This window comes from Planococcus massiliensis (assembly GCF_000821325.1).
GTDB lineage: Bacteria > Bacillota > Bacilli > Bacillales_A > Planococcaceae > Planococcus > Planococcus ruber.
Map to the genome: position 1 here is coordinate 1,571,435 of NZ_CCXS01000001.1, position 13,276 is coordinate 1,584,710.

At 47.3% G+C, this 13,276-nt stretch carries 9 protein-coding genes and 1 other RNA gene; 8 read left to right on the forward strand and 2 right to left on the reverse strand.

The genetic code is table 11. The features are described from left to right. Positions 1–85: 85 nt before the first annotated feature. The gene (locus BN1080_RS07605) at positions 86–2,815 is read right to left on the reverse strand and encodes a penicillin-binding protein 1A (RefSeq protein WP_110925599.1); all 2,730 of its coding nucleotides are present in this window, start codon (positions 2,813–2,815) and stop codon (positions 86–88) included. Between the two features lie 32 nt (positions 2,816–2,847). Continuing rightward, complete coding sequence (recU, locus tag BN1080_RS07610; protein ID WP_052651432.1) at positions 2,848–3,444, reverse strand: Holliday junction resolvase RecU; 597 nt, start codon at positions 3,442–3,444, stop codon at positions 2,848–2,850. Between the two features lie 191 nt (positions 3,445–3,635). Between recU and BN1080_RS07615 the strand changes: the two genes are divergently transcribed. The 8 genes from BN1080_RS07615 (at position 3,636) to BN1080_RS07645 (ending at position 13,227) form a co-directional block, all read left to right on the forward strand. Next, positions 3,636–4,004, forward strand: a complete 369-nt coding sequence (locus tag BN1080_RS07615) for a YppE family protein (RefSeq protein ID WP_052651433.1) — start codon at positions 3,636–3,638, stop codon at positions 4,002–4,004. Then, on the forward strand, positions 3,997–6,267 hold the full coding sequence (locus BN1080_RS07620; protein WP_052651434.1) for a DEAD/DEAH box helicase: 2,271 nt from the start codon (positions 3,997–3,999) through the stop codon (positions 6,265–6,267). Before BN1080_RS07615 ends, BN1080_RS07620 begins: the two co-directional genes overlap by 8 nt. Before the next feature lie 7 nt (positions 6,268–6,274). Further along, entirely contained in the window at positions 6,275–7,522 is a 1,248-nt protein-coding gene (locus BN1080_RS07625; RefSeq protein ID WP_052651435.1) for a ribonuclease H-like domain-containing protein, read from the forward strand. A gap of 65 nt (positions 7,523–7,587) precedes the next feature. Further along, on the forward strand, positions 7,588–7,881 hold the full coding sequence (gene gpsB / locus BN1080_RS07630; protein WP_052651436.1) for a cell division regulator GpsB: 294 nt from the start codon (positions 7,588–7,590) through the stop codon (positions 7,879–7,881). A gap of 48 nt (positions 7,882–7,929) precedes the next feature. Then, an RNA gene (gene rnpB, locus BN1080_RS16985) (RNase P RNA component class B) lies at positions 7,930–8,308 on the forward strand. An 85-nt stretch (positions 8,309–8,393) separates the two neighbouring features. Continuing rightward, a complete protein-coding gene (locus tag BN1080_RS07635) occupies positions 8,394–10,136 on the forward strand; it encodes a putative bifunctional diguanylate cyclase/phosphodiesterase (RefSeq protein WP_234398945.1) in 1,743 nt (580 codons plus the stop codon). Then, positions 10,133–11,269, forward strand: a complete 1,137-nt coding sequence (locus tag BN1080_RS07640) for a THUMP domain-containing class I SAM-dependent RNA methyltransferase (RefSeq protein WP_052651438.1) — start codon at positions 10,133–10,135, stop codon at positions 11,267–11,269. The genes BN1080_RS07635 and BN1080_RS07640 overlap by 4 nt, the downstream gene beginning before the upstream one ends. Before the next feature lie 50 nt (positions 11,270–11,319). Next, positions 11,320–13,227: an ATP-dependent DNA helicase gene (locus BN1080_RS07645; protein ID WP_052651439.1), complete on the forward strand. Its 1,908-nt coding sequence runs from the start codon at positions 11,320–11,322 to the stop codon at positions 13,225–13,227. Positions 13,228–13,276: the final 49 nt, after the last annotated feature.

Genomic DNA, 13,276 nt, shown 5'->3' on the forward strand with positions numbered 1-13,276 from the left:
AGTTGAATGCGTGCCGATGAATTGCGCGATAATAAAAGACCGGCCCATCTGGTAATCAGATGGACCGGTCTTTTTGATTTGATTTTTATGGCTGGTCATTTTCTTCCGGTGGGGTTGCATCTGGAACAGAGGCTGGATTGGCATCGCCTTCGCCTTCACCGTCTTCAGGTGGTGGAGGAGGCGTTTCGCCATTACCATTGCCGCCGCTATTGCCGCTATTTCCGTTGCCATTATTCCCGCCGTTTCCATTGTTTCCATTATCGCCATTATTTTGGCCATTGCCATTATTGTTGCCGTTATCGTTTGAATTGCCATTATCGCTATTGCCATTGTCATTGCCGTTCGGATTTTCATCTTCCGGCGTTTCAACTGGCTCTTCCGGCTCTTCAACCGGTTCTTCTTCTTCAACCGGCTCTTCCTCGATTTCCTCTTCAGGAGCTCCTGCAACTTCTACTGCGACAGAAGCAGGGTCGCTTCGGAGGTCATCGCTGACCGCTGTAACGCGGAACGTATAAGTTTTGCCTTCTTCCAAGCCGCTGAAGGAATAAGCCCGGTCGCCGGTTGTGGTCAATACGGAACTATTGCCATCCACTTCAACAGCGACTTCGAATGCGACGCCTTCCGTAATATCGTAATTCCAAGTCAGATTCGCCGTTTGGCCGTCTACAGAAGCGCGGAGGCCGGACGGGGCATCCAATTCTTCCTGGACGAATTCTTCGGATACTTGCGTCGGCTCTGTGCCGCGTACGAACAATTCAGTAGATCTTAAATTATAAGGTGTAAATGCACTAGCCAATCGCAATGGTGAACTTCCTGCTTCAATTTCCAGCTCGACCACGGATTCCGGCTTTTTGAAATTATCGGTCTCGGCGCTCGAAGAAATTTTCGACATGGCGTTCGCGAACAACCGCTGCGCCAATAAACGCTCGTTAGAAGCGGTGTCAATTCCAATTTCACGAGTAGGGTAGCCGCTCCATACCGAAACGGAATATTTGCTTGTATAACCTGCAAACCACACGTCCGGTGCGGAAGAAGAGTCAAGTCCATATTTCGCTAAGTCTTCTTGTGTGTAATTGGATGTACCGGTTTTGCCGGCAAGGTCCAAGCCGCTAAGAGCCGCTTCTTTGCCGGTCGCGCCCGGCACATTCAAGTCGACAACATCGCGGAGCATATCTGTGACCATGTAAGCGGTGCTGTCTTTCATTGCCGGAACCGATTCCGGTTTTACCACTTCTTCGGTTGTGCCGTCGCGGAACACCAGTTTCGTAATCGTATGCGGTTTAGTGTAGATGCCGTCATTTCCGAATGCTGCAAATGCACCGGCTAGATCGACTGTCGAAATGCCAGTAGATCCTAGGGCAGTCGATTCAAAAACTTCGATATCCAGTCCAAGTTTGCGGACGAAATCTTTGGCGTCTTCAGCGCCGACTTCTTTCAAAGTTTTTACCGCGGGGATGTTGCGTGAGCGGTAAAGCGCTTCGCGGATCGTCATTCCGCCAAGGAAATTGCCGTCGACGTTGCGGACTTGCTGACCGCCTTCATAAGAGTAAGGTTCATCGACGATCGGCTGGCCGGTCGACCAATCCAAGTATTCGATTGCCGGGCCATAAGCCACCAAAGGTTTGATCGTCGATCCGACAACGCGGTCGCGGGATGTTGCGTAATTGATGCGGACATCGCCGGAATAGTCGCGGCCAGCTCCGATAGCTCGGATTGCCCCCGTTTGGGTATCGACGATCGTCATCGCGGATTCGACTTTGTCATCAAAGAACAAATCAGACGACATCGTTTCATTGACTGCTTTTTGGACATCCGGTTCAAGCGTGGTATAGATGGTCAATCCTTCATCAAGCGAGTAGTCGCCGCTCAATGATTCCAATTCGCTTTGCACCATTTCCATGAACGCCGTGTATTCTCCCGTTGGCGCTTTCGGGCGGTTTTCTTCAGCCAGCAGCATTTCAGTCACAGGTGCTGCTTGGGCTTCTTCTTTTTGGGCAGTGGTAATTTTCTCATGCTGTTCCATCAAGCTAAGCACGATATTGCGGCGCTTTTCGGCAGCTTCCGGATGGTTGAAAGGGTTGTAATTGTTCGGGCTTTGCGGCATGCCGGCAAGCAGGGCCATTTCAGGCAATCCTAATTCAGAAAGGGGTTTGCCGTAAAAATGTTCTGCCGCAGTGCCGAAGCCGTACGTATTGCCGGACATCAGGATTTTGTTGAAATACATTTCAAAAATTTCTTCTTTCGTGTACTCCTGTTCCAGTTTATAGGCAAGGTACGCTTCCTGGGCTTTACGCTTTAATGTTTTTTCGTTGGATAAAAACGAGTTTTTGATCACTTGCTGGGTAATGGTACTGGCGCCTTGCGACCCGAAACCGCCGGTGATATTTGCTAAGACCGCTCCGCCTAAACGGATGACATCAATTCCGGAGTGTTCATAGAAGCGGTTGTCTTCAGTAGCCAGAATGGCGGCTTCCATTTCTTTCGGAATGTCTTCGTAGTTGACGTAGGTCCGGTCTTCCACGGTCATAAACGGTATTTCCGTTTTGCCGTCAGCGGCTAAAAATTTAGGGCTGATCGGATCCCGCAGCAATTCTTCATCGAGATCCGGGGCGCTGCTCGCGTAATATGCGAATAATCCGAGTCCGGATAGCAATCCGACGACACCGATCAAGACGACGGCCAAAACAATCCGTTTGATCCAGCTTGCGCCGGAAGAGGCTTTCTTTTTCTTCTGGCCCGGCTTTTTCCGTGCTGTTTTCTTTTGTTGTTCGAGTGCTTTTCTGCGTTGTTCACGCGAAACTGGTTTTTCGCTCACAATCGGTTCCTCACTTTCGTAAATGCTTGCATTTAAAGATTTTGCAGAATAGGCAGGTAGTCTAAGCGCGGGAAAGCGCCTGGCTTCACTTCTATTGCAGTTGCTTCCAATTCATCCAAGGCGATGGACTTTCTACCGCCCGTTATCATCCGGTTCCAAAAAACTTCGAGATCTTCAAAGCGGATGATGAAATAGCGTTCCAAGGAAGAAAAACGGATGATCATGAAGGCCACACCCTTTTGTTTAACGACTTGGGCCATATGATGAATTTGGTGGTCATGGATGTTTTTCAAAGGAAAGGAGGTTTTATTTTCAGTTTCCTTTGCTTCGAAATCAATGTATTTGCCGTTCCATACGCCATTGTAGTCAGTGGTAGAAGGGGCTCTGAAATAAGCCTCTCGAATAACCGCTGCACTCCTCGACGGATATTCCACTTTTACGATTTGGACTGGCACCGGCTTTTTATGGATGACGGCTAGACCCCTTTGCAAATAATAATCATTCGTTTCGTTCAATTCATCCTCTAATGTTTTACCCCGGTTGCTGAAAGAAAAATCCTTTTTCTTTTTGGCAACGGGCTTTTCTTTCGAAGGAATGAACTTTTTTCCGTTTGGATAATTTATTGCCATCGTGATACACCTCACTCCATCTATCATATCACACGGATTTAGACGACGCCGTTGTGGAAAGGTTTCAAAAATTGCTAGACTTATAATAGCGGAATGGCTTCCAAATGCCAACTGAAAAGAATGTCTGTTCGATAATATTCGTCTGCCTATTAGGAATATGATAAACTATTGGCAACGGAGGTGGCAGATTTATGACAGTACGAGAACTTTCTTCCACGCTATTCGATGAATGCGGGAAATGCCAGGACCGGTTTTTTGACATGCGCGAGCGCGATGCCGAACCGGATTTTTACAATGATGTGAAACCATATGCCGATCATTGGCATGAACTGATAAATGAATGGCAGCGGGAGTCGCTGCTCTATATACAGCAGCAGCGGCCAAAGCATGTGCACAAACCGCAGATCGATACGGCTGCTGAGGGAATGACGCAATTTTTTGTCCAAAGCTTTTACAAAGATACCAGCAAAAAGCGCTTTCTCCAAACAATACAGGCTGCCCAGTATACTTTGCAGACATTCATCCGGGCGATAGACGAAAAGAGCGAAAGCGATGATTAAACGAAAAAAGCTTCCCGAACTGATGGAAGAGTGGAAAACGGAACCCGATATGATGGAACGCATCGTCCATTGGCATACGAAAGAGGAAAAGCCGGCGATGTATGCAGAATTTCCAGAAGGAATGCACGATAGCTTAAAACAAGCGCTTAAGAAAAAAGGGGTGGATAAATTATATACCCATCAACGCGAAGCGTTTGACCTCGCTGTGAGCGGCAAATCGTTTACCGCCGTGACACCGACGGCTTCCGGCAAATCGTATTGCTACCATTTGCCGGTGATCCACAAAATTTTAAGCGATCCAGGGGCACGCGCGCTCTATCTATTCCCGACAAAAGCGCTTGCGCAGGATCAAAAAAGCGATCTTCATGATTTGATCGAAAAGATGGAGCAGGATATTTTGTCGTATACGTACGACGGCGATACGGCACCGGCGATACGGACGAAAGTCAGAAAAGCGGGCCAAATCGTCATCACGAATCCGGATATGCTCCATTCAGCAATATTGCCGCACCATACAAAATGGGTTTCATTATTCGAAAACCTTCATTATATAGTCATAGACGAACTTCATACGTATAAAGGGGTATTCGGCACGCATGTAGCACATGTGATTCGGCGCTTAAAGCGAATCTGCGCATTCTACGGCAGCGATCCGGTGTTTATCTGTACATCGGCAACGATAGCAAATCCGAAAGAACTGGCGGAGAATCTGACAAACACCGAGCATGTTTTGATTGACCAAAACGGAGCGCCGTCCGGCAAAAAGCACATCGTTTTCTACAACCCGCCCATCATCCATCCGACATTCGGCGTGAGAAGAAGTGCAGTGCTTGAAGTCCGGGACTTGGCTACGCATCTCGTCAAACAGAATATCCAGACGATCGTTTTTGCAAAGAGCCGGGTACGGGTGGAAATGCTCGTCACCTACTTAAAAGCCATCACGAAAACGAAGCTTCAGGACGAATCCATTAAAGGCTACCGGGGCGGCTATTTGCCGACGGAGCGGAGAGCCATCGAAAAAGGGCTGCGCGACGGGACGATCAAATGTGTTGTCTCCACAAATGCGCTTGAACTCGGTGTGGACATCGGGCAGCTTCAAGCGTGCATCATGACCGGTTATCCGGGAAATATCGCAAGCGCTTGGCAGCAAGCGGGCCGGGCAGGAAGAAGGCAGGATGAATCGTTAGTGGTCTATGTGGCGCAATCCACGGCGCTCGACCAATACATCATCAACCATCCGGAATATCTGCTGGACCAGACGCCGGAAGAAGCGAGAATCCACCCGGAGAACATCATCATTCTCATGGATCATTTGAAATGCGCTTCTTTTGAATTGCCGTTTTCAACGGACGATCAGTACGGGGAATTTGACGTCCAGGAATTGCTGGAATATTTGCAGGAAGAAGGGGTGCTTGTCCGGACTTCTGACCGTTGGCATTGGATGAGCGACCGTTTTCCGGCCCATGACATTTCACTGCGGTCGGCTTCTCAGGAAAACGTGGTCATCATCGACCAATCGATTCCGGCGAACACGAAAGTCATCGGGGAAATGGACCGCTTCAGCGCCATGACTTTGCTGCACGAAGAAGCGATTTACCTTCATCAAGGAACCCAATTCCAAGTGGAAATTTTGGATTGGGAAGAAAAGAAAGCGTACGTACGTGAAGTGGATGTGGATTATTTTACCGATGCGAATTTAGCGGTCGAACTGAAAGTGATGAGCGAAGACAAGACGCGCAAGCTGAATACATCAGATGTCCAGTTTGGAGATATTGCCGTTCTTGCGATGCCGACGATTTTCAAGAAGATCCGATTCGACAGCCACGACAACATCGGTTCCGGCCCGATTTCACTGCCAGCAGAAGAGTTGCACACTTCTTCGACATGGCTAAGCTTCGAGAAGCCGGAAGATTTTTCAGACTCTGAGCTATCGGACACGATGACAGGCGCCGCTTATGCGATTGAATCGTTCATCCCGATCTTTGTCCAATGCGACCGGAGAGATGTCCATGTTGTGCCGCAAGTAAAATCGCCGCATAACGGCATGCCGTCATTTTTTATCCATGATTCCTACCCCGGCGGCATTGGCATCAGTGAACGCATCTACGATCTCTGGCAGCCCCTGCTCGACAAAGCGCAGCAGCATGTGGAAGAATGCCCTTGCCTTGACGGCTGTCCGGCATGCATCGGAGCCCAGGAAGCGGCGATCAGCATGAAAAGCCACGTCATCGATTTACTGAGCGAGCTCCGCAAAGAGAGGTGAGCAGCGAATGTCATTTGAAAGCAAACTACTTCAGATGAAAGGCATGCTGAAAAAGCAGCCCGTGAAAAAGAAACAGCCGAAAGCAAATGAGCGTCCGGTGCACGAAGAAAAATGGAAGAGCATCGGACTCGAGCTGAAAGAAAATAAATTCGGATTTGTTTATGAAAAAAAGATCACCTACCCTTTGGACAGCAGGCACGGGAAAGTGAAGCTCAACGAACTCGACCGTGTGCTGGCAGCATGGCAAGAAGTTTCCTTCGATCATCCGTTTAAATTGAAGATGGATGATAAAATTGTATTTTTTGATACGGAGACAACCGGGCTCAGCGGAACAGGCGCCTATATTTTCCTGATCGGTTTGCTGGTCAAACATGAAAACAGTTTCGAAATGGTTCAATACATCATGCCCGACCCTTCCAATGAAGCGGCTTTTCTCTATGAAACAGGCCTATGGAAAGAAGAGCAGCCAATCATTTTTTCCTATAACGGGAAAAGTTTTGACTGGCCGCAGCTGATGTCGCGCTGGACGATGCATCGCCAGATTTTGCCGAAGCTGCCGACGCCGGTCCAGATCGACCTGTTCCATGGCACGAAACGGATTTGGAAAAATGAATTGGAACGATTGAAACTGAGCACAATCGAAGAAGAGAAATTAGGCTTTGCGAGGGAAGGCGATGTGCCGGGCTATCTGATTCCGCCGATTTATTTGGATGCTGTGAAAAGCGGCTATCCGGAAGGGCTTGCAAAAGTTCTTTTCCATAATGAATTGGACATTTTGTCGTTGGTTTCTTTATATGTCCTGTCGTCGGATCTGTTGATGGAAGATTTGGAAACGGAAACGAGCGGTGCCTATACCAATATCGGCAAATGGTACGCAGACTTAAAGCAGTATGACCAGAGTGCGGCTTATTTGGAGCATGTTGCCCTGGAGCGCGGGAGTTCTGCTGCGATGGCACGGTACCTGCTGGCGATTCAGAAAAAAAGGGCCGGTTTGCACGAAGAGGCCCTCCGCTTATTCAAGGAAGCGGCGCCGCACCTAAGAGGGACGGTCGAAGTAGAAGCCTGGATCCATGCTTCGAAATTATATGAGCATCAGCTGAAAGATTTGAAGCAAGCGGCAATCATGGCCGGGTTTGCAAAGGAAGCAAGCGAACACACGCAAGTGCGGCTTTCCCTTGTGAGTGATATTGTGAAAAGACAAGCCCGCCTCGAAGAAAAAATTCGAAAAAAACGTTCTGAAGTGAAGAAGATATAAAGACCTATAACCTGCCTTATGCTATACTTAGCGTATGGCAGGCTTTTTACGGAAGGACGATTAAAATGGACAATAAATTTACAGCTAAAGATATCTTAGAAAAAGATTTTAAAACTGGAATGCGCGGTTATAACCAAGACGAAGTCGATCATTTCCTGGATGAAATCATTCAAGACTATGAAATTTTCGCAAAAAAAATCGAACAACTGCAAAATGAAAACAAACGCTTAAAAGCAGAATTGGAAGATATGCCGCGCAAACAGGCGACTCCAGCACCCGGAACGACGAATTTTGACATCCTTCGCCGGCTGTCTCATTTGGAGAACCATGTTTTTGGCAACAAATTGAATAACGAGTAATTTCATTGTAATCTTTCCCGGAATAACGTATACTAGTAAAGCCATTTGAAATTCTGGCAATCGCTCCGGATCCTATCCGGAGAGGAAAGTCCATGCTCACACGGACCTGCGATGGCCGTAGTGATCGCGCTTAGCGAAACAATAAGCTAAGGCAGCTTAACAGCTGACGGCGGGTAGAACGCCTAAGTCTTCGGATATGGCCGAAATACCCTGAAGGTGCCACAGTGACGGAGCTGCATAAGAAATTATGCAGGTGGAACGAGGTAAACCCCGCGAGTGAGAAACCCAAATTATGGTAGGGGCACTTTTCTGAAGGAATTGAACTGAGGAAGAGGCAAGCGTTAAGTTTGCAGATAGATGGTTGCCGTCCACTAGTACGAGGGTCAAACCGTTCGAGTACGTGGAAGACAAAACATGGCTTATAGAATTTCTTTTGGCTTTAAATTGCTTATTAAAAGCTCTCCGGAAGGGGAGCTTTTCTTCTTATACTATTAGAATCGTGGTGTATGGTTTTGGTCGAGCAAGCTTTCATCAAGAACTCTGCAATTTCAATTTCGAAGTTTCCAAAAGATTTGCCTGAGAAAGTCTTTACGAAAGTGTCTGAAGGCATAATGGTGACAGACCTCCAAAAAAGAATCGTGCATGTCAACCCGGCTTTTGAACTTGTGACGGGGTACGACCGGGAAGAAGTTTTGGGGCTCTCTCCTAAAGTTCTGCAATCGGGTATTCATGCACAAGATTTTTATCACAAGATGTGGGAGAAAATGAATACGGATGGCGAATGGAGCGGAGAAATATGGAATCGCCGAAAAAATGGCGAAATTTACCCGGAATGGCTGAACATTACTGTAATTACCGACGACAAAGGCATGGTCCGGAATTATTGCGGAATTTTCTCTGATCTGACGGACCGGAAATCTTCCGAAGACGAACTGAAGAAAATGGCTTTGACGGATTCGCTGACAGGCGCTTCGAATCGCTATGATTTTACGGAACGCATGCAGCAATTGATAAAAACCTCGAAAAAATACGAACTTAGCCACGCTCTCCTGTTTTTGGATCTGGACCGCTTCAAGCAAATCAATGATTCTCTTGGACACGATATGGGCGATCTGCTGCTCATGAATGTAGCAGACCGCATCAAAGGCCTATTGAAAAACAAAGACATTCTAGCGCGCTATGGCGGAGATGAATTTGTCGTAGCTTTGACAGCCATCAAGCATCCGAGAGAAGCTGCCAACATGGCGGAAAAAATCATTGAAGTGCTGGAAACGCCTTTCCAGCTGGCAGGAGAAGAAATTTACATTTCGACAAGCATCGGCATCAGCCTATATCCGATTGACGGCATGACACTCGATGACATGCTGAGAAAAGCCGATAAGGCGATGTACTTTGCGAAACAGAATGGACGCAATCAATATTGTTTTTATTTCGAAGATCTGAAAACGGCATCGAAACGGCTCGTTTTGATGGAAGCAGAGTTGCGGAAAGCGATTGAAAACCGTTCGTTCAACATGCATTATCAGCCGAAAGTCGATATCAGCACACAACAAGTGACGGGTTTCGAATCGCTGATCCGCTGGGAAAGCGAAAAGCTTGGCGTGGTGTCGCCCGCTGAATTCATCCCGTTTGCAGAAGAAACCGGGCTGATTATTTCACTAAGCGAAGCGATTATTGAATCAGTTTGCCGGGACTTTGTTGAGCTGAACTCTAAAAACAGCTTAAATGTCCCGATTTCGATCAATATTTCCAGCCTGCATTTTCAGCAGGCCAATTTCGTCGCTTCGCTAAAGGCGATTTTTGAAAAAATGAATTGCCGACCGAGTTTTTTTGAACTCGAATTGACCGAACATACCATTATGGAAAATGTTGCAGAAACTACGGTGAAACTGCATGAATTGCGGGACCTTGGGTTTTCGATAGCCGTCGATGATTTTGGGACAGGCTACTCGTCGCTAAGCTATTTAAGCCGCTTTCCGATTGATCAATTGAAAGTGGACGGCAGCTTTGTGAAAGAGATTGTCTCGATCAAAGAAAATGAATTCGTCGTGGATGCCATTATCAATTTGGCCCATAGCCTCCGTCTGACGGTGGTTGCTGAAGGTGTGGAAACGACTGAGCAAGTGGAGCTGCTGGAAGAACTCGGCTGTGATATGATTCAAGGCTATATTTACAGCAAGGCGATGGCGGTAGAAGAATTGCCCGCATTTATCGAAATTTGGAATATCAAGCAACAGGAAAGGGCGTCAATATGACCACATTTAAATTACTGGCTACAGCTGCAATGGGGCTCGAATCGATTGTAGCAGATGAAGTAAAAGAATTAGGATACGAAACAAAAACCGATAACGGAAAAGTGTTCTTCGAAGGCGAAGAACGCGATATCGCCAAAGCCAATCTTTGGCTGCGTACTGCTGACCGGGTAAAAATCATCGCGGGTGAATTCAGTGCCTATACATTTGATGAATTATTCGAACGAACGAAAGCGATTGAATGGGAGAAATTCCTGCCGGTTGATGCCAATTTCCCGGTGCAAGGGAAATCGGTGAAATCAAAACTTTACAGTGTACCGGACTGCCAGTCCATTGTAAAAAAGGCGATTGTTGAACGGCTAAAAAAGGCGTATCACCGCAATTCGTTCCTGGACGAATCGGGTCCGCGCTTTAAAATTGAAGTTTCCATTTTGAAAGACAAAGTGCAGCTTTCGATCGACACAAGCGGAGCTGGCCTCCACAAGCGCGGCTACCGGCTGGACCAAGGGGAAGCGCCTCTTAAAGAAACTTTGGCTGCTGCTCTTGTGAAATTGTCTCGGTGGACGCCGGACCGTCCGTTTATCGATCCGTTCTGCGGTTCTGGAACGATCGCGATTGAAGCAGCGATGATCGGACAAAATATCGCACCCGGCTATAACCGCGAATTTGACAGCGAACATTGGCCATGGATGAAGGAAGAAATGTGGGAAGAAGTGCGCAACGAAGCGGAGGAACTGGCGAATTATGATCAGCCGCTCGATATTTTAGGCACAGACATCGACCATCGAATGGTCAAAATCGCAGAAGCAAATGCACTGGAAGCAGGCTTCGGCGACTTAATCCAATTCCAGCAGCGCCAGCTGAAAGATTTCACAGCGCACGGTGAAAACGGAGTAGTCGTCGGCAACCCGCCATATGGGGAGCGGATCGGAGAAATTGAAGAAATCGAAGAGATGATCGGTGACATGGGCCGGATTTTTGCCAAATACCCGTCATGGTCTGTTTACATGCTGTCGTCAATGCCTCGTTTTGAAACGCTATACGGGCAGCCGGCCACTAAGAAAAGAAAATTATTCAACGGATTTATCCGCACAGATCTATTCCAGTTCTGGGGCGAACGTCCAAAAAATAAATGACAGGATAACGGAAGGGCTCATGCCCTTCCGTTTATCTGTGAGGAGAATATATGAGACAACCTATACCATTTCCATTATCGAAAGAGAAGACATTCTTTGAGTCATTGAATGATTGGATCGGGGATATCTTTTATGATGAATTGCCGGATAAAGGCTTCGATCTCCGGGACGAGCAGATTTTCATGGCTTTCCAAATTGAGCAGGCCTTAAAAGAAAAATCGGTGTTGTTTGCAGAAGCAGGCGTCGGAACCGGGAAAACGCTCGCGTATCTGCTCCCTGCCATTGCTTACGCCCGCTATACCGGCAAACCGGCACTCATTTCTTGTGCAGACGAGACATTGATCGAGCAGCTCGTAAAAAAAGGCGGCGACATCGACCGCCTGAACTCCTTATTCGATTTGAAAATGGACGTTAGGCTAGCGAAGTCGAGAGACCAATATCTATGCCTTCAGCGACTTGAAGGGGCTCAGAAGCGCAGCGACGCTGACTTTTTGGACGATATCGAGTTCAGTCTGCCGGAATTTGTCAATAAAACGTATTCGATGCAAAACACCTATCCTTACGGCGAACGGTCAAGCTATCCCGAAGTGACGGATGAGGAATGGCAGCAAGTCAATTACCATCCAATTCAAAACTGTGCAGCCTGCGAATTGCGCAATAAATGCGGGCAGACGATTCACCGCAACCATTATCGCCAGGCGACCGATCTGGTCATTTGCTCGCACGACTTTTTAATGGAGCATATTTGGACGAAAGAAACGCGCGTCCGCGAAGGGCAAACGCCGCTCCTGCCGGAAACTTCATTGATTGTATTGGATGAAGGGCATCTACTGGAATTTGCAGCGCAGCGGGCGTTAACGTATGAAGTGCAGGAAATGACGCTGCTCAATGTGACCGAACGCATTATGGTCGACGGCGTCCGTGAAAAAACGTTAAATATGATCGAGCGGACCATCGATTTGCACAATGAGTTTTTCCGGGAACTTCGAAACTGTGCGATTCCAAGCGATGAAGATCGCCAAGGCATCCGCAAAACGGCTCTGCTCCTTTCCTTAGGAAAAGAATTGATCGCTTTGATTGATGACTTGATGGAGGAGTTCGTGTTTGAAAGTGAGCTTTACACGATTCCGGAATACGATTTGAAAATCGCAGAAGAATATTTCGAGCTTTATACGTTCTCCATGCGCTTATTTGTGGAAGAAGGCGATGCCGTCAACTGGCTGGAAGTGAAAGATGAAATCGAAACTTTGGTCATCATGCCGCGTCTCGTGACCGACATTTTAGATGAAAAACTGTTCGACGGAAAAACGCCGATCATCTTCTCATCTGCGACCCTGTCAGTTCAGAAGGATTTTACCTACATCGCAGACAGCCTAGGCATTGATGATTTCCAGTCGTTTTCAGTGCCTTCTCCTTTTGAATACGAAGAAGTGATGAAAATCGTCAAGCATCCGCTTCAACAAGAGGATAAGTTTGAACGCGTATATGATCTATTTTCTTCAGGGGACCAGACATTGGTGCTTTTCAAATCGAAAATCGATATGGAGCAATTCAAGCAATCCTTGCCGCTCAGCCATCAATATGCGATCGAATTTGAAGGAGACCGGGAATTATCGACAGTCGTCAAAGAATTCCAGGAAGGCAAATTCCAGGTATTGTGTTCGTACCATCTATGGGAAGGACTTGATTTGCCGGGTGAAGCATTGACAAAAGTAATTATCGTCGATTTGCCGTTCCCGCCGAAAGATCCGGTATTTGAAGCGAAGCGCAATTTCAGCTCCAATCCGCTGGAAGAAATTGATTTGCCGTTTATGCAGCTGCGCATCCAGCAAGGAATCGGCCGCTTGATCCGTACGTCAAACGATTACGGGGAAATCCATTTGCTGCTGAATGAAGAAGAGCTGGCTGTAGAACATTTATGGCAGGGAATTCTGCCGGTGCCGGCTGAAAATTTCTAATCCCTTCTTCCTGCTTATGATACAATTATTAGGCAAAGAAGATTTGGGG